General features: G+C 70.0%; 14 protein-coding genes. 5 read left to right on the forward strand and 9 right to left on the reverse strand.

The window, feature by feature from the left end:
- The first annotated feature begins 76 nt into the window (after positions 1-76).
- The 3 genes from AC07SQ_RS06870 to AC07SQ_RS06880 are packed head-to-tail and all read left to right on the forward strand — an operon-like array spanning position 77 to position 2,591.
- A complete protein-coding gene (locus AC07SQ_RS06870) occupies positions 77-658 on the forward strand; it encodes a Maf family protein (protein WP_495271893.1) in 582 nt (193 codons plus the stop codon).
- On the forward strand, positions 655-1,422 hold the full coding sequence (locus AC07SQ_RS06875; RefSeq protein WP_495271894.1) for an SAM-dependent methyltransferase: 768 nt from the start codon (positions 655-657) through the stop codon (positions 1,420-1,422). Before AC07SQ_RS06870 ends, AC07SQ_RS06875 begins: the two co-directional genes overlap by 4 nt.
- 2 nt (positions 1,423-1,424) lie before the next feature.
- On the forward strand, positions 1,425-2,591 hold the full coding sequence (locus AC07SQ_RS06880; protein ID WP_495271895.1) for an MFS transporter: 1,167 nt from the start codon (positions 1,425-1,427) through the stop codon (positions 2,589-2,591).
- A gap of 12 nt (positions 2,592-2,603) precedes the next feature.
- Here AC07SQ_RS06880 and AC07SQ_RS06885 read toward each other — a convergent pair whose 3' ends face one another.
- Genes AC07SQ_RS06885 through AC07SQ_RS06900 form a run of 4 tightly spaced genes read right to left on the reverse strand, consistent with a single transcriptional unit; the run spans position 2,604 to position 5,801 of the window.
- The gene (locus tag AC07SQ_RS06885) at positions 2,604-3,644 is read right to left on the reverse strand and encodes a S49 family peptidase (protein ID WP_159273190.1); all 1,041 of its coding nucleotides are present in this window, start codon (positions 3,642-3,644) and stop codon (positions 2,604-2,606) included.
- A 1-nt stretch (position 3,645) separates the two neighbouring features.
- Positions 3,646-4,014: a Rieske (2Fe-2S) protein gene (locus AC07SQ_RS06890; RefSeq protein ID WP_070062237.1), complete on the reverse strand. Its 369-nt coding sequence runs from the start codon at positions 4,012-4,014 to the stop codon at positions 3,646-3,648.
- 10 nt (positions 4,015-4,024) lie between these two features.
- Complete coding sequence (locus AC07SQ_RS06895) at positions 4,025-4,708, reverse strand: HAD family hydrolase (protein ID WP_095746473.1); 684 nt, start codon at positions 4,706-4,708, stop codon at positions 4,025-4,027.
- The gene (locus tag AC07SQ_RS06900) at positions 4,701-5,801 is read right to left on the reverse strand and encodes an RluA family pseudouridine synthase (protein ID WP_495271896.1); all 1,101 of its coding nucleotides are present in this window, start codon (positions 5,799-5,801) and stop codon (positions 4,701-4,703) included. The genes AC07SQ_RS06895 and AC07SQ_RS06900 overlap by 8 nt, the downstream gene beginning before the upstream one ends.
- A gap of 548 nt (positions 5,802-6,349) precedes the next feature.
- Between AC07SQ_RS06900 and AC07SQ_RS06905 the strand changes: the two genes are divergently transcribed.
- Positions 6,350-9,583, forward strand: coding sequence for an Rne/Rng family ribonuclease (locus tag AC07SQ_RS06905; protein ID WP_495271897.1), 3,234 nt, complete (start codon positions 6,350-6,352; stop codon positions 9,581-9,583).
- 60 nt (positions 9,584-9,643) lie between these two features.
- Here the strand turns inward: AC07SQ_RS06905 and AC07SQ_RS06910 are convergent, their stop codons facing one another.
- Positions 9,644-10,522 (reverse strand): LysR family transcriptional regulator, encoded by an 879-nt coding sequence (locus tag AC07SQ_RS06910; protein ID WP_495271898.1) that lies wholly within the window; start codon positions 10,520-10,522, stop codon positions 9,644-9,646.
- Positions 10,523-10,633: 111 nt separating this feature from the next.
- Between AC07SQ_RS06910 and AC07SQ_RS06915 the strand changes: the two genes are divergently transcribed.
- Positions 10,634-12,202: an MFS transporter gene (locus AC07SQ_RS06915; protein WP_495271899.1), complete on the forward strand. Its 1,569-nt coding sequence runs from the start codon at positions 10,634-10,636 to the stop codon at positions 12,200-12,202.
- 31 nt (positions 12,203-12,233) lie between these two features.
- Here AC07SQ_RS06915 and AC07SQ_RS06920 read toward each other — a convergent pair whose 3' ends face one another.
- The 4 genes from AC07SQ_RS06920 to hemC are packed head-to-tail and all read right to left on the reverse strand — an operon-like array spanning position 12,234 to position 16,314.
- Positions 12,234-13,520 (reverse strand): heme biosynthesis protein HemY, encoded by a 1,287-nt coding sequence (locus AC07SQ_RS06920; protein ID WP_495271900.1) that lies wholly within the window; start codon positions 13,518-13,520, stop codon positions 12,234-12,236.
- A 7-nt stretch (positions 13,521-13,527) separates the two neighbouring features.
- Positions 13,528-14,622, reverse strand: a complete 1,095-nt coding sequence (locus AC07SQ_RS06925; RefSeq protein WP_062482753.1) for a uroporphyrinogen-III C-methyltransferase — start codon at positions 14,620-14,622, stop codon at positions 13,528-13,530.
- Positions 14,619-15,389 carry a uroporphyrinogen-III synthase gene (locus AC07SQ_RS06930; RefSeq protein ID WP_495271901.1) on the reverse strand — a complete coding sequence of 257 codons (771 nt, stop codon included), beginning with the start codon at positions 15,387-15,389 and terminating at the stop codon, positions 14,619-14,621. The genes AC07SQ_RS06925 and AC07SQ_RS06930 overlap by 4 nt, the downstream gene beginning before the upstream one ends.
- A 19-nt stretch (positions 15,390-15,408) precedes the next feature.
- Positions 15,409-16,314, reverse strand: a complete 906-nt coding sequence (hemC, locus tag AC07SQ_RS06935) for a hydroxymethylbilane synthase (protein ID WP_495271902.1) — start codon at positions 16,312-16,314, stop codon at positions 15,409-15,411.
- Positions 16,315-16,417 lie beyond the last annotated feature (103 nt).

Consider the following 16,417-nt stretch of genomic DNA (forward strand, 5'->3'; position numbering starts at 1 on the left):
CTAGCGCGCTGGCCGGCTTCCTCGGCAAGCAACCCACCGGATGGGTCGGGTCCGGTCGCTCACGCACAATCGCTGCATGCAACGCACCGTGATCCTTGCCTCGACCTCGCGCTACCGCCGCGAACTGCTCACCCGCCTCCATCTGCCCTTCGAGGTGCACGCCCCCGACGTCGACGAAACCCCGCTCGACGGCGAAACGCCGCGCGCGCTGGCCGAGCGCCTGGCGCTGGAAAAGGCCAACGCCGTGGCCGCACGCTTTCCCGAGGCGGTGGTGATCGGCTCCGACCAGGTCGCCGACCTGGCGGGCGAAGCGCTCGGCAAGCCCGGCGACCACGCACGGGCCACCGCCCAGCTGCGCCGCATGCGCGGCCAGACGCTGATCTTTCAGACCGCCGTCGCCGTCGTCTGCCATGCGACGGGCTTCGTCCAGCGCGACATCGCTCCCGTGCGCGTGGTGTTCCGCGACCTTTCCGACGCCGCCATCGAGCGCTATCTATTAGCCGAACAGCCCTACGACTGCGCCGGCAGCGCCAAGAGCGAGGGCTTCGGCATCGCGCTGCTCGACGCCATCGACAGCGACGACCCGACCGCGCTGGTCGGCCTGCCCCTGATCCGCACCTGCCGGATGCTGCGCGCCGCGGGGGTCGACCTGCTGTGACCACCCCAGGCAAGCTCTACCTCGTCCCGGCACCGCTCGATTTCGGCTGCGACCTCCAGGCACCACTGCAGGACGCCCTGCCCCTGGGCACGCTGCAGGCCGCCGCCGGCATCACGCATTGGATTTGCGAGAACGCCAAGTCGGCGCGCGCCTACCTGAAGCGCATCGATGCCGTCGTGCCGCTGGCCGCGCCGCTGCAGGCCCAGGACATCCAGGAACTGCCGCGCGAAGTGCACAAGAAAGGCGACCACGCCGGCCAGTTCGACGCCCGCCCGCTGCTCGCCGCCGCACTCGCAGGCCACGACGTCGGCCTGCTGAGCGAAGCCGGCATGCCGGCTGTGGCCGACCCGGGCTCGTCGGTGGCACGCGCCGCGCACGACCTGGGCATCACCGTCGTGCCGCTCACCGGGCCGGTGTCTTTGCTGCTGGCCCTCGCAGCAAGCGGCCTGAACGGACAGAACTTCGCCTTCGTCGGCTACCTGCCGCAGGACGGCGGCGAACGCCAGGCGCGCATCCGCGAGCTCGAAGCGCTCGCACTCAAGACCGGCCAGACGCAGCTCTTCATCGAAACGCCGTACCGCAACGCGGCCCTGCTGCAGGCGCTGGTGCAGACGTTGCAGCACAACACCCGCCTCGCCGTCGCGCGCGGCCTGACGCTGGCGACCGCGCAGGTGCGCAGCGAGACGGTGAAAGCCTGGCGCGCTGCCAAGCCGCAGGCCACGACCGACGAGCGCCTGCCCGCCGTGTTCGCCATCGGGCGCTGACGGTGGGGCCGGGCGTCACGGCCGGTACGCGCTGGGCGTCGCGCGCCCAGTTCTTCGCGTCGGGCTTCATCTTTGCGACCTGGGGCGTGCACGTGCCGACGGTCAAGGCGCACTACGCCATCGACGAGGCGCAGCTCGGGCTCGCCATGCTCGCAGCGGGCGCCGGCGCGATGGTCGGCCTGACCAGCGCCGGGCGCTGGATCGGCCGCCACGGCCCGCGCCGCATGGCCGCGCTGTGCGGCTGCGTCTACGCACTGCTGATCGCCGGCCTGATCGCGATGCCCGGCTATGCCGCGCTGCTGGGCCTGCTGGCGGTGTTTGGCCTGGTCACCAGCGTGTTCGACGTGGCGATCAACACCGAAGCCGCGCAGCTCGAACTGCGCGGCGGCCAGCCGTTGATGAGCGGCATGCACGGCATGTTCAGCCTCGGCGGCATGGTCGGTGCCGCGAGCGGCAGCGCGGCGCTGGCCGCCGGCATGGCGCCGCAGACTCACCTGTGGACGGTGGCCGTGGTGATGATCGGCGTGGTCGCGATCGCAGCAACACGCATGCTGCCCACGCCGGCCGCACCCGCCCACGGCGCGGCTGCAACGGACCACGGCTTTCGCCTGCCGCGCGGCGTGCTCGCGGTGCTCGGCGTGCTGGCCGCGCTGGGACTGATCGCCGAGGGCGCCATCTACGACTGGAGCGTGCTCTACATGCAGCAGGAGCTGGGCAGCCCGCAGCAGCAGGCCGCGCTGGCCTATGCGAGCTTTTCCGCCGCGATGGCGGCTGCGCGTTTCGGTGGCGACGCGATGCGCGCCCGCTTCTCACCCACGGCGCTGCTGCGCGGCAGCGGCCTGCTCGCGGCGGCGGCCATGACGCTGGTATTGCTGACCGACCTGCCCTGGCTCGCGCTGCTGGGCTTCGCGGGTGTCGGGGTCGGCTTTGCGAACGTGGTGCCGATCCTGTTCGGGGCCTCGGCCCGCGTACCGGGCGTGGCGCCTGCCAACGGCATCGCCGCCGTGTCGGCCATCGCGTACCTGGGGTTCATGGCAGGGCCCGCGGTGATCGGCCTGCTGGCGCGGGTCAGCTCGCTGACCGCCGCGCTCTATGTGGTGGTGGCCTTTGCCGCCGCGCTGGCGGCCTCGGCCCGGTTCACCGGCAGCGGCGACAGCAGCGCCGCCTGACAAGAGCCGCGCTCAGCGCAGCGCCGGCGAGGTCTTCAGCGCGCTCACCGAGGCCGCGCCCATGGCGGCGCCGAACTTCTTGGCCAGCTTCTCGGCCACGTTGTCGCGGCGCGTGTAGTCGATGACTTCCTCGGCCTTGATCACCTCGCGTGCCACGAAGTCGACGTTGCCCAGCTGGTCGGCCAGCCCGAACTCGACGGCCTGTTCGCCGCTCCAGAACAGGCCGCTGAACAGGCCCGGGGTGTCGAGCTTGAGGCGGTCGCCGCGGCCGGCCTTCACCACGTTGATGAACTGCGTGTGGATCTGGTTGAGCATCGACTGGGCATGCGCGCGCTGCGCGTCGTTCATCGGGCTGAACGGATCGAGGAAGCCCTTGTTTTCACCGGCCGTCAGCAGGCGGCGCTCGACGCCGACCTTTTCCATCACGCCGGTGAAGCCGAAGCCGTCCATCAGCACGCCGATGCTGCCGACGATGCTGGCCTTGTCGACGAAGATTTTGTCGGCGGCCGCGGCGATGTAGTACGCCGCCGAGGCGCAGGTTTCTTCGACCACCGCGTAGACCGGCTTCTTGTGCTTGGCCTTCAGGCGCTTGATCTCGTCGTTGATGATGCCGGCCTGCACCGGGCTGCCGCCGGGCGAGTTGATCAGCAGCACCACGCCCTTGGCGCCCTCGTCCTCGAAGGCCGTCTTCATGGCGGCGATCACGAACTCGGCACTGGCGTCACCGCCGTTGGCGATCTCGCCCTTGATCTCGACGACGGCCGTGTGGGCCGTGGTCTTGGCGGTGCTGGGCGTGCTGCGCGAGAACGCGAACCAGGCCAGGAACACGAAGAAGGCCAGCCAGCCCAGGCGCACGAAGGTCTTCCAGCGGCGCGTGGCCTTCTGCTCATTCAGGGAGGCGAACGCGAGTTTCTCGAGCGTGGCGCGCTCCCACCCGGGGCGCTGCGTGGGGTCTTGGGCCATGGTGCGGGGGCTGTCTTGGGATGTCGTGAGGGGGACGGCCGGCTCCAGCGGTTCGAAACCCTGGGGTTCCCTGCGGTTCGGATCGGTCATGTCAGAAGGAAAGAGGTTGGAGGTTCCAGTCAGTATGCCAGTGCACCACGCCGTCTTCTTCGCTCAGCGCGATCTTCACGAGCCCGCCGCGGCACGGCCCGCCCGCGCATTCGCCGGTGTCGGGCTTGTAGACGGCGCCGTGGGTGGCGCACAGCAGCCACTGGCCGCTGTCGTCGAAGAAGCGGTCGGGCTGAAAGTCCATCTCCATCGCCACATGGCTGCAGCGGTTGAGGTACGCATGCGGCAGGCCCTCGAAGCGCACCGCGAAGGCGCGGCAGGTTTCGCCGCCGTGGACCACGTCGAAAGGCACGGCGTTGCCGCCCTCGACCAGATCCGAGGCGTTGCACAGCGGGATGCGCGAATCGCTCATGCCTTGGCCCTCAGGCGTTCTCGAGCAGCCAGGCCTGCAGCTCGGCGATCGACTGCGCCACGTACAGCGGCTTGAACTCGTCGAAGGTGGACGACGCATGCGCGCCGAAGCCCACGCCCACGCTGGCGCAGCCGGCGTTCTGCGCCAGCTGCAGGTCGTGCGTGGTGTCGCCGATCATCAGCGTGCGCTCGGCCGGCACGTCGAGCTCTTCCATCAGTTCGAGCAGCATGCGCGGATGCGGCTTGCCGAAGGTTTCGTCGGCGGTGCGCGAGGCGTCGAAGCGGTCGCGCAGCGCCACCGTCTTCAGGGCCTCGTTGAGGCCGCGACGCGACTTGCCCGTGGCCACGGCCAGCTTGTGGCCGCGCGCGCGCAGCGCATCGAGCATGGGCAGCACGCCGTCGAACAGCACGAGGTCGTCCTGGTGCTGCAGGAAGTGATAGCGGTAGCGGGCGCCGAGCTCGGGGTACTTTTCCTTGGGCACGTCGGGCGCCGCGCGCGCGAGCGCCTCGGCCAGGCCCAGGCCGATCACCCAGGCGGCATCGTCCTCGCTGGGCTTGGCGCCGCCGACATCGACCACGGCCGCCTGGATGCAGCGCACGATCAGGCGGGTGGAGTCGTAGAGCGTGCCGTCCCAGTCGAAGGCGATCAGGTCGAAGCGCGGGGAACGTGCAGGGCTGGCGGAAGAATCAGTCATGGGCCGTGGGGGTGGGGTGTTGCGCCATCGCCTCGAGCGCCGCACGCGACATCAGCGCATGCAGCTCGGGCGGCAGCCCGGCCTGCAGCGCAATGCGCTCGCCGCTGCCCGGGTGGTTGAATTGCAGCCGCCACGCATGCAGGAACATGCGCTTGAGGCCGAGTTTGTGCAAGGCACGTTGCCGATCGGACTCGCCATATTTGTCATCGCCGGCAATCGGATGCCCGGCCGAGGCCAGGTGCACGCGGATCTGGTGGGTGCGCCCGGTCTTGATGGTCACCGCCAGCAATGACAGTGGCGCGGCGTCGCCCGGCAGGCTGAGGCGGGCCAGCACGCGCACCAGCGTGACGGCGCGCATCGCGTCAGGGTGGTCCTTGGCGACCACGCGCACGCGGCGCTCGCCGGCACCGGCGCCCGAACCGTCGGGCAGCAGGTACTTGGCGAGCGGCGCGTCCAGCACCTTCTTGTTGGCGGGCCAGTCGCCTTCGACCAGCGCGAGGTAGGTCTTGCCGGTTTCGCGCTCGCGAAACTGGTCCTGCAATGCCACCAGTGCGCTGCGCTTCTTGGCGACCAGCAGGATGCCGGAGGTTTCGCGGTCGAGCCGGTGCACCAGTTCCAGGAACTTGGCGCCCGGGCGCGCCGTGCGCAACTGCTCGATCACGCCGAAGCTCACGCCGCTGCCGCCGTGCACCGCGACCCCGGCGGGCTTGTCGATGGCCAGCACGGCCTCGTCTTCGAGCAGCACCGGAAATTCGCGCGCCGGCGCGGGCGGCGTGGCGCCCTCTTCGGCGCGTGGCGAGATGCGGACCGGCGGAATCCGGACCAGGTCACCGTCTTCGATACGGGTCTCGGCCTGGGCCCGGCCCTTGTTGATGCGCACTTCGCCCGACCGGATGATCCGGTAGACGTGCGTCTTCGGCACGCCTTTCAGATGGCGAAACAGGAAGTTGTCGAGCCGCTGCCCAGCAGATTCGGCGTCGACGGTCAGGAAGTGGATGGCGGCGTGCGGCGTGCCGGTGTCGGCGCCCGCGGGTCGATCCGCGGGATTTGGAGCCCCCGCGGGGCTTTTCTTCGCACCTATAATGTTTTTCACCAGCGCGGTCGTGTAAGTGCTTGATTAGACAGAAGTTTAGAGCACTGACGACCATGCTGTGAGGTCGATGCCGCTTTGGCGTCCAGCCCGCAAACCCCGCGCAATCGCGCAAAGTGGCAGGCCAGGCACCCAAGTCAAGCCGACACCCACGAAACACCGATACGGAATACCCAGCCTGCAGCTTCCAAGCTGCAGGCGGATCGAAGCGAGTCCCTTGTTGTGTTGATGCTGCTGATTCAAATATGCCTGCGCTGGTCGACCTGGTTTCGACCAGTCGCCTCAGGCATTGAATCGCCCGCAGTGCGCGCCACCCTTGCGCAACCGGCTGTCAAAAAGGCAGCCACCCAACACCGAATCTGGCTCGCGCCCATCCACGCGCCCCCACCCCGGCTGTCTTCTTGAGCTGACGCTCGAGAGGCCTGTTCGCGCCTGGCGCGGCAGTCACAGCATCCGGGGCCAAGCGGCAATTCCCTGGTTTCGCGGGCGTCGTCCGTGCATCGTTGGCTCGTCATGAGCCGGTAGAACGATACATATAAGGACAACGCATCATGAAGCGGATGCTGATCAATGCCACGCAGGCCGAAGAACGCCGCCTGGCCATCGTCGACGGGCAGAAACTGCTCGACTACGAAATCGAAATCGAAGGGCGCGAACAGCGCAAGGGCAACATCTACAAGGCGGTCGTGACCCGCGTCGAGCCGTCGCTCGAAGCCTGTTTCGTCGACTACGGCGAAGACCGCCACGGCTTCCTGCCGTTCAAGGAAATCTCCAAGCAGTACTTCGCCGAAGGCGTGTCGGCCAGCCAGGCCCGCATCCAGGACGTGATCCGTGAAGGCCAGGAACTCACCGTCCAGGTCGAAAAGGAAGAGCGCGGCAACAAGGGCGCGGCCCTCACCACCTTCATCTCGCTGGCCGGCCGCTATGTCGTGCTGATGCCCAACAACCCCCGTGGCGGTGGCGTGTCGCGCCGCATCGAGGGCGACGACCGCGCCGAACTCAAGGAGGCGATGGACCAGCTCGAGTACCCGAAGGGCATGAGCATCATCGCGCGCACCGCCGGCATCGGCCGCTCGGCGCCCGAACTCCAGTGGGACCTGAACTATCTGCTCAAGCTGTGGACCGCCATCGACGGCGCGGCCAAGGGCGGCAAGGGCGCCTTCCTGATCTACCAGGAATCGTCGCTCGTCATCCGCGCCATCCGTGATTACTTCAATCACGACATCGGCGACATCCTGATCGACACCGACGACATTTACGACCAGGCGCAGCAGTTCATGGCGCACGTCATGCCCGAGCATGCCGCCCGTGTGAAGCGTTACCGCGACGACGCGGCCCTGTTCAGCCGCTTCCAGATCGAGCACCAGATCGAGTCGGCCTACGCCCGCACCGTGCAGCTGCCTTCGGGCGGCGCCATCGTGATCGACCACACCGAAGCGCTGGTCTCGGTCGACGTGAACTCGGCCCGCGCCATCAAGGGCGGCGACATCGAAGAAACCGCCACCCGCACCAACCTCGAAGCCGCCGACGAAGTGGCCCGCCAGATGCGCCTGCGCGACCTGGGCGGCCTGATCGTCATCGACTTCATCGACATGGACGAGTCGAAGAACCGCCGCGAAGTCGAAAGCCGCCTGCGCGACGCGCTGCGCCAGGACCGCGCCCGCGTGCAGTTCGGTTCGATCAGCAAGTTCGGCCTGATGGAAATGAGCCGCCAGCGCCTGAAGCCGGCGCTGAGCGAAGGTTCGTCGATCCCCTGCCCCCGTTGCGGCGGCTCGGGCCACATCCGCGACACCGAATCGAGCGCGCTGCAGATCCTACGCATCATTCAGGAAGAGTCCATGAAGGACAACACGGCCGCCGTGCATGTGCAGGTGCCCGTGGAAGTCGCTTCGTTCCTGCTGAACGAAAAGCGCCCCGAAATCGCCAAGATCGAGCTCAAGCAGCGCGTCACCGTGCTGATGGTGCCCAACAAGACGCTCGAAACGCCGAACTACAAGCTCGAGCGCCTCAAGCACGACGATCCGCGCCTCGATCACATCGAAGCCAGCTACAAGATGGCCGACGAGATCGAAGACCCGACCTCGGTCACGCGCCGTTCGCAAGAACCCACCAACAAGCAGACGCCGGTCATCAAGGGCGTGCTGCCCGACGCACCCGCGCCCGTGGTGCCGCCCAAGCCCGAAGCGGTGCGCGCTGCGCCCGCTCCCGCCCCGGTGGCCCCGCCCGCGGTGGTCGCTCCGGCTCCGGCACAGACCGGCTTCATGGCCTGGATCAAGAGCTTCTTCGGCGGCGCCTCGCCGGCGCCCGCACCAGCACCGGCGCCCAGCGCCATTCCGGTCGAAGCACCGAAGCCCCGCCGCGAAGGCGGTCGCCCGGGCCGTGACGGCGAAACGCGCGGTGCGCGCGGCGCCGACGGCGAACAGCGCCGCGGCGGACGCGGCGGCGAAGGCCGTGGCGAAGGCGGCGGCCGTTCGGGTGGACGCGACGGCGACCGCCGTGGCGGACGCGGCGGCGAGCGCCGTGAAGGCGGCGAACGCCGCGGCGAGGCTCGCAACACCGAGCAGCGCAACGACAGCACCAACCCGGCACGCGAGCAACGCGAGCCCCGTGAAGCACGCGCCCCGCGCGACGGCGAACAACGCCGTGGCGGTCGCGGCGAGCGCCGCGAAGGTGGCGAAGGCCGCAACGCGCCGGCCGAAGCCCTGCTCGACGGTAACCTGAACCTCGACGTGCAGCAACAGCAGCCGGCACCCGGCGGCGACGAAAACGGCAATGCCGCAGCGGAACGCGCACCCCGCGCCCGCGGCGAGCGCCGTGAACGTGGCGAGCGCGGCGAACGTGGTGAACGTGGCGGCGAACGCAACGAGCGCGGTGAGCGCAACGGCGACGCGCAGCAGCAACAGCCGCGCGACGAAGCCACCGCCGGCGACGGCGAGCGTCAGCCCCGCAACGGCCGTGGCGACGAGTCGCGCGGCCCGCGCGGTGAGCGCAACGACGGCCGCCGCGAGCGCCGCAACGACGCGCCTGCCGCCAACGAAGGCGACGCACGCGTGGCCGAATCGGCTGCCGCCGGCGATGCCGAACAAGGCAGCAACGAAGGCAACGAGCAGCAAGCCCCGCGCCGCGAAGGCGAAGAGCGCCGCGGCCGTTCGCGTGACCGTTACGGCCGTGACCGCCGCGAACGCGGTCCGCGCGACGACGCCGGCAACGGTGGCAGCGAAGCCAACGGCGCAGACGCCGCACCGGTCGCCGAAGGCGCCGTGGCTGCCGAAGGCCAGGCCGAGCGCCAGCCGCAGCAGCAACTGCCGCTGGTGGCGGAAGCCGCCGCAGTGGCCGTGGTCGCCACCGCGGTCGAAGTGCGCGAACCCGCGCCGCAGGTGCAAGAGCAGCCGCGCTTCGAGCGCCCCGCCGCCCCCGCACCGGCACCCGTCGCAGCGCCCATCGTGGTCGAAGCCGCAGCCAAGCCCGCAGCAGCAGCGCCCGCCGGCAACGGCCGCGCACTGCCCAAGGTGCAGGCCTTCGAACTGCCGCTGAACGAGCTCGCGCAGATCGCCGAAAGCTCGGGCCTGCAGTGGGTCAACTCGGACGCCGAGCGCATCGCGCAGGCGCGCGCCGCGATCGCCGCCGAGCCGAAGCCGGTGCACGTGCCGCGCGAGCGCCCGCCGGTGATCGTGCTGGACGAAGGTCCGCTGGTGCTGGTCGAAACCCGCCGCGACCTCGGTTCGATGTCGCTGCCGTTCGAACAGCAGCAACAGCAGCCGCAGGAACAGCGGCGCTCGCTCTGAGCCCTGCTCCCTCGCAAATGAAAACGGCGCCTTCGTGGCGCCGTTTTTTTGCTTCGGAGTTCAGGCCTGCTGCGGCAGTGCCTCGATGCCGGGCAGGTCCGGCATCTCCAGGATCAGCTGCCCGAAGCGGCAGGCACACGGCGTCTTGCCGTTCTCGCTCCAGATCAGCGAGAAGTTCACGCTCGGCAGCGGCGGCAGGCCGTAGCGGCCGTCGACGATCTTCATGCCCGGCTCCACCTCCTCGCGCGTGAGCACCGTCACCGCGAGCCCCGCCAGCACCGCCGCGCGAATGCCCTGCGGGCTGGCCGAAGTGAAGACCACGTGCCAGTCGAGCGACACGAGGTCAAGCGCCGACCCGGCCACCTGCCGGTTGACGCACGGCTTCGGAAAGAAGGCCAGCGGCAGCGATGCGCCCTTCGGCGCCTCGAAGGCCTCGGCCGCGGCCCAGACCAGTTGCGTGCGCCGCAGGCAGGTGCCCTCCACCACGTCGGGCGGCGACATCACGACCGCGAGGTCGAGCTCGCCGGCGCGGATGGCCGCGCGCAAGTCGGTGTGCATGCTCACGCAGACCTCCATGCGCACCGCCGGGAACCCGCGCGCGAACTGCGAGAGCAGCGGCGGCAGGCGGTCGCCCATGAAGTTGTCCGGCACGCCGAAACGCACCACGCCCGAGATCGGCGAGGGCTGGAAGCGCCGCGTCATCGCGTCGAGCGTGTCGAGGATCTGCGTCGCGTAGCGCAGGAAGTCTTCACCGTCCTCGGTCACCGTGAGGCGGCGCGTCGTGCGGTGCAGCAGCGGCCGGCCCACCTGCTCCTCGAGCTTGCGGATCTGGTGGCTGATGGCCGACTGGGTCAGGTGCAGGCGCTCGGCGGCGCGCGTGAAGCCGCCGGTTTCCTTGACGGCCACGAAGGCGCGCAACAGCGTGGGGTCGAAGTCCATGGCGAGTTTTTATAAATGATGTTTCCTAATGAATTCTAGGAAATCAAATCATTTCCATCATGAAGAGGGTTTCACCAGAATCGGCCGCTCTGCCTTTTTGGAAAGCGCCCGATGTCCCTCTCCCCCGCCGGCAAGAACCGGATCGCCCTGTCCGCGGTCTGCCTGATTGCCTTGATGTTCGGCCTGGAAATCTCCAGCGTGCCAGTCATTCTTCCCACGCTCGAACAATCACTGCATGGCGACTTCAGCGACATGCAGTGGATCATGAACGCCTACACCATCGCCTGCACCACGGTGCTGATGGCCGCCGGCACGCTGGCCGACCGCTACGGCCGCAAGCGCGTGCTGATCGTCGGCGTGGTGCTGTTCGGCGCCACCTCACTGGCCTGCGGCATCGCGGGCAACGCGCCGGTGCTGATCGTCAGCCGCTTCCTGCAGGGCCTGGCCGGCGGCGCGATGCTGATCTGCCAGCTCGCGGTGCTGTCGCACCAGTTCCAGGAAGGCAAGGAGCGCAGCAAGGCCTTCGCCATCTGGGGCGTGGTGTTCGGCATGGGGTTGGGCTTCGGGCCGATCGTCGGCGGCGCGATCGTGGCGCTGTCGAGCTGGCACTGGGTGTTCCTGGTCCATGTGCCGCTGGCCGTGGTGGCGCTGGCGCTGGTGTTGGGCAGCGTGGAAGAGTCCAGCGACCCCGACGCGAAACGGCTCGACCTACCGGGCATCGTCACGCTGTCGCTCGCGGTGTTCGGCCTCACCTACTTCATCACGCAGGGGCCGGGCCTCGGGTTCGCAAGCCCCGTGGCCATCGGCATCCTCGTGGCGACGCTGGCCTGCTTCGCGGTCTTCCTGTGGGTGGAGAAGATCAACCCGCACCCGATGTTCGACTTCTCGGTGTTCCGCATCCGCAATTTCTCGGGCTCGATCGTCGGCTCCATCGGCATGAACTTCAGCTTCTGGCCGTTCATGATCTACCTGCCGATCTACTTCCAGAGCGGCCTGGGCTACGACGCCGTCACGGCCGGCTCGGCGCTGCTGGCCTACACGCTGCCCACGCTGGTGTTGCCGCCGCTGGCCGAGCGCCTGTCGATGCGCTACCGGCCCGGCGTGGTCATCCCGGCGGGGCTGTTCGTGATCGGCCTGGGCTTCATCGCGATGCGCTGGGGCAGCGGCGTGGCGCATGCGAGCTGGCTCACGCTGCTGCCCGGCTGCCTGCTGGCCGGCATCGGGCTGGGGCTGACGAACACGCCCGTGACCAACACCACCACCGGTTCGGTGTCGAGCGCCCGCGCGGGCATGGCCTCGGGCATGGACATGAGCGCGCGGCTGATCACGCTGGCCGTGAACATCGCGCTGATGGGCTTCCTACTGCTCGAAGGCATTCACGCGCACCTGAAGAACGCCCTGTCGGCATCGCTCGATGCAGAGCAGCTGCGCGCGCTGGCGGAGAAGGTCGCGGCGGGCAGCTTCGCGTCGCTGCCCGAGAGTTTTCCGGCGCTGTCTCGGGCCGACCCGTCGGGCGCCGCCGTGCACGCGGCACTGGTGCAGAGCTTCGGGTGGGTGATGCTCTACGGCGGGATTGGGGTCTGGGTGCTCGCCGGCCTCAGCCTGCTGATCTTTGGCAACGGCAAGCCATCGGTGCGGGCGGCGGGCCTGACGGCCGCCAAGGAATCCGCGTGCTCCTGAGGCCAGGACGCGCGACGGAACCCAAAAACGATCAGGGGGTGTTGTCGATCTGCGCCGCGCGCTTCCACGCGTCGGCGGCCTGCGCGTGGTCTTCGCGCGCCTCGGCCAGCTGAGCCAGCGCGAGCCAGGCGCGCCGGTAGAGGTCGGGGTCCTGCAGGCCCAGCCCGGCCTGCGTGAGCAGCTGCTGGGCCTTGCCCCACAGCTGGCGCTTCATGCAGGCCATGCCGGCAAGGTACTGCAGGTTGGCGTCGCGCGGGTTGTTGCGCTGCGCGCTCTCGATGCGTGCGAGCCAGTCGGCATCCACCGAATCGAGCCCCGCCTCGAGCGCGCGCGTGAGCTTCACCCGCAGCCCGTCGCCGAGGCCGCGCGGGTTCGCCACCATGCGCTCCCAGGCCGGCAGCAGCCAGCCGCGTGCCAGCGCCAGGTCACCGCGCAGCGCGACCATGCGCTGGGCCGCGTGGATGGCCACCTCGGGCATCTGCCGCTCGGCGGAATCGAGTTCGGACCATGCGCGCAGCAGCTGCGCCGGGTCGTGCGCACCGGTCAGCAGTTCGGTCGCGAGGCCGCGCACGATGCTTTGCGCCGCCGCGTCGGAGAAGGCGCGGTGCTTGGCCAGCAGGCGCGCGGTGTCGAGCGCCTCGACCGTGCGACGGTCCTGCCGCGCGGCCTTGAGGCGCAGCCGCAGCGCCAGCGTGCGGCGCTGCGCGCCTTGCGGCAGTTCTTCGAGCCGTGCGAGCGCGGCCGTGGGGTCGCGGTCGTCGAGCGCCCAGCGTGCGGCGCGCAGCTGCACGCCTTCGCGGGTTTCGGGGCTCGCGAGCACGGTGCGGTCGGCGCTTTCGTTGAGGGCCTGCTGCAGGTGGGCGTCGCGCGCCGCCTTGTCCTGCAGGGCCTGCGCGCTTTCGGCGGCCAGCAGGTGCGACAGCACGCGCACCTGCTGCGCCTGCGGCAGTTCGGCGCCGAGCGCGGCCAATGTCTTTTCCTGCGTGAGCGCGGCCTGCGCAGCCTTGCGGGCGCGCGAGAAGCGGCCGGCGATCAGCTGCACCATCGCATCGAGCAAGGCGGAGTGCAGCATGCGTTCCTTCTGCTGCAGCCGCCAGTGGCGCGCCTGCGTGGGCAGCGAGAACAGCGCCGCGAGCGCGCGCAACGCGACGTGCAGCAGCACGAAGGTCAGCAGCAGGATCACGAGCACGAGGTTCAGCGAGAGATCGACCCGCCACGGCGGCCAGAACACGGTGATCGTGCCCTGGTTGTTGCCGGCGAAGAGCGCCACCGCCGCGGCGACGGCGAACAGCGCGAGGAGCCAGATTGCAGCGCGCATGAACGGATCAGCGCCCTGCGGCCGCGGTGGTCAGCGCGGCCAGCGTGTCGTCGATGCGCACCGGCTCCGTGCTGCGCACGAGCTGCTGCAGTTGCTGCAGCTGCGTGGCCGCGGCCTGCGTGCGGCGCGAGGCCGGATCGAAATAGCGGTTGAGCGATGTGGTGACCTGGCCCAGTTCGCCGCGCGCGGCGTCCATCTGGCGCGACAACAGCGACAGCCGCGCGTTGAGCAGCTTGAGCTTGAGGTTCTCGCGCAGGAAGTACGACTGCTCGGGCGCCAGCAGCACCGCCTCGGGGCTTTCGATGCGACCCACGCGCACCAGCGAGCGGGCCTCGCCGCGGATGGTCAGCAGCACACGCTGCCACCAGGGCGCATCGGCGGGAATGGGTTCGGGACGCCAGGCGTTGACGCCGTTGCCGCGCACGGCCACTGCGTTGAGCGTGGGCAGGTCGTCCACGCTGCGCACCAGTTCGTCGAGCTTCTGCAGCGCTTCGGCGCTGTCGGTGCTGGCGCTGCTGCGCAGGCGGTCGGCATCGCGCTGCATGGCGCGCTGCACAGGCGCGAGCCGGGGCTGTGCGGCACGCGCGATGCGCAGGTCGCCGGCCTTGAGCGCGGCAAGCAGCGGCTCCAGGCTGCCCGTGACCTGTGCCTGCTGCAGCGCGAGGCGCACGGCGGATTCGATGTCGATCACCAGGTTCTCGTCGCGCGAACGCGAGAGGCTTTGAATGAGTTCTTCCAGCTGTGAGCGCTGCAGCGCGACTTCGGCCACGCGGGTCTCGATGAGGGCCACGCGGGCGGCGGCATCGCGCACCGTGTCGCTGGCCTGGCGGGCCAGCGTGCGCGCTTCCATCGACTGGGCGGTGGCCTCGGCGCTCTGGCGCGCGAGCTGTTCCTTCATGCCGCCGACCTTCTGCCACAGCGCGATCGTCGACAGCAGCGCGATCAGCGCCACGAGGGCCACGAGGCCCATGCCGATGCGCGCCAGCAGGGTGGCCGCGGCCGCCTGGGCGGCGGGCGTCTGGTGCGGCGCCACCGTGGCGGGCACCTGCACCGGGGCGGCGGAAGGGGGAGAAAGGTCGTCGGACGGGGACGCGGCGCTCATGCGAAGGATTCTATCGACGCGATCAGTGCTTCCCGCAGGGGTGTGCAGACACGCAACGCCCCGAAACCCGCGGCCTGTGCGGCTTCGCCGATGCGTGCATGGGTGGCGATGGCGCGCGCGGCCTGCCAGGAGGTGCCCGGCAGTGCGCGCTGCAGGTTGCCGATGGCTTCCGAGCTGCTGAAGAGCCAGATGCCGTGTCCGGCGGCGGCTTCGGTCGCGATGCGGCGCTGCGCGTCATCGAGCGCGGGCGCCAGGCGCCGGTAGGCCACGACGGTGTCGCGCACGCCGCTGGCGGCATCGATCTCGCGGGCCAGCCATTGGCGCCCGGCCGGCTGGCCGGCCTCGTCGCCGCCGCGCACGATGAGCACACGCACGCCCGGCGACACCTGCCCGTGGGCCAGCGCCCACAGCGCCTCGGAGTCGAAGCGCGTGGCACCGGGTGGCGGTGCGTCGATGGCGGCGGGCGGCACGCCGGCGCGCAGCAATGCGCGCTCGGTGCCGGGGCCGGTGGCCCAGAAGCGGCAACCGGCGAGGGTCGAGGTGCCCCGGTGCTGGAAGAAGTGGTCGACGGCGGTGGCGCTCACGAACATCAGCGCCGCGTAGTCCGCGAGCCGCGCCCACGCGGCGCGCAGCGGTTCGACGTCGAGCGCGGGCGCGATGGCGATCAGCGGCAGCGCCACGGCCTCGAGCCCGGCCGACTGGAAATCACGGACCCACGCCGCCGCTTCGTGCGCCGGCCGCGTGACGATGACAGGCCCCGCGCGCATCGCTCGGCGCCCACCGTGATCAGTGGGCACCGGCGTCGCGCAGCAGCCCGGCGGCGTGCTGGCCGAGGGCATCGGCCCCCGCGAAGTCGCCGGCCTCGGCCTGCGCGTGCACGCGCACCAGCGGCGCATCGCCTTCGGGGTCGCCCCAGGCGGCGTCGATGCGCAGCGTGCCGTCGGGCTGGCGGCGCGCATGGGCCGCGAGCGGCATGGAACAGCTGCCGCCCATCGCGCGGCTCACGGCGCGCTCGGCGGTGGTCGAGAGCCAGTCGCTCTTGTGGGCCAGCGGCGCCAGCAGGTCGATGAGGTCCTGGCGGTCGGCGCGCACCTCGATGCCGAGGGCGCCCTGCCCTGCGGCGGGCAGCATGGTGTCGGGGTCGAAGGCGACGCGGATGCGGTCTTCGAGGCCCAGCCGCTTGAGCCCGGCCGCCGCGAGCACGATGGCGTCGTAGTGGCCTTCGTCGAGCTTGCGCAGGCGGGTGTCGAGGTTGCCGCGCAGCGGTTCGATGCGCAGGTCGGGCCGCTGCGCGCGCAGCAGCACCACGCGGCGCAGGCTGGAGGTGCCGACCACCGCGCCCTGCGGCAGCTCGTCGAGCGAGGCGTAGCGCGGCGACACCAGCGCGTCGCGCGGGTCTTCACGTTCCAGCACGCAGGCCAGCGTGAAGCCCTCGGGCAGCTCCATCGGCACATCCTTGAGCGAATGCACGGCGATGTCGGCGCGCCCGTCTTCGAGCGCGGCTTCGAGTTCCTTGACGAAGAGGCCCTTGCCGCCGACCTTGCTCAGCGTGCGGTCCAGGATCTGGTCACCACGGGTCGTCATGCCCAGCAGGCTGACGCTGTGGCCTCGTTCTTGCAAAAGCGTTTGCACGTGTTCGGCCTGCCACAGGGCCAGCCGGCTTTCGCGCGTGGCGATCACGATGTTGCTCAAGATCGCTCCCAAAAAAGTACATGGTTTCTGACCTCTGGAATGCTAGCATGTTGCGCCGCAGCAACGGAGGCGGCGCGTCCATTCAAGTCCCCAGGAACAACAT

This window comes from Variovorax sp. GW821-FHT06D12 (genome assembly GCF_059419205.1).

Coding starts and splice junctions, on each gene's coding strand:
- AC07SQ_RS06915 (WP_495271899.1), top strand. CDS start 10,634: ATGTCCCTCTCCCCCGCCGGCAAGAACCGGATCGCCCTGTCCGCGGTC.
- AC07SQ_RS06930 (WP_495271901.1), bottom strand. CDS start 15,389: ATGCGCGCGGGGCCTGTCATCGTCACGCGGCCGGCGCACGAAGCGGCG.
- AC07SQ_RS06890 (WP_070062237.1), bottom strand. CDS start 4,014: ATGAGCGATTCGCGCATCCCGCTGTGCAACGCCTCGGATCTGGTCGAG.
- AC07SQ_RS06885 (WP_159273190.1), bottom strand. CDS start 3,644: ATGACCGATCCGAACCGCAGGGAACCCCAGGGTTTCGAACCGCTGGAG.
- AC07SQ_RS06895 (WP_095746473.1), bottom strand. CDS start 4,708: ATGACTGATTCTTCCGCCAGCCCTGCACGTTCCCCGCGCTTCGACCTG.
- AC07SQ_RS06920 (WP_495271900.1), bottom strand. CDS start 13,520: ATGCGCGCTGCAATCTGGCTCCTCGCGCTGTTCGCCGTCGCCGCGGCG.
- AC07SQ_RS06910 (WP_495271898.1), bottom strand. CDS start 10,522: ATGGACTTCGACCCCACGCTGTTGCGCGCCTTCGTGGCCGTCAAGGAA.
- AC07SQ_RS06925 (WP_062482753.1), bottom strand. CDS start 14,622: ATGAGCGCCGCGTCCCCGTCCGACGACCTTTCTCCCCCTTCCGCCGCC.
- AC07SQ_RS06870 (WP_495271893.1), top strand. CDS start 77: ATGCAACGCACCGTGATCCTTGCCTCGACCTCGCGCTACCGCCGCGAA.
- AC07SQ_RS06905 (WP_495271897.1), top strand. CDS start 6,350: ATGAAGCGGATGCTGATCAATGCCACGCAGGCCGAAGAACGCCGCCTG.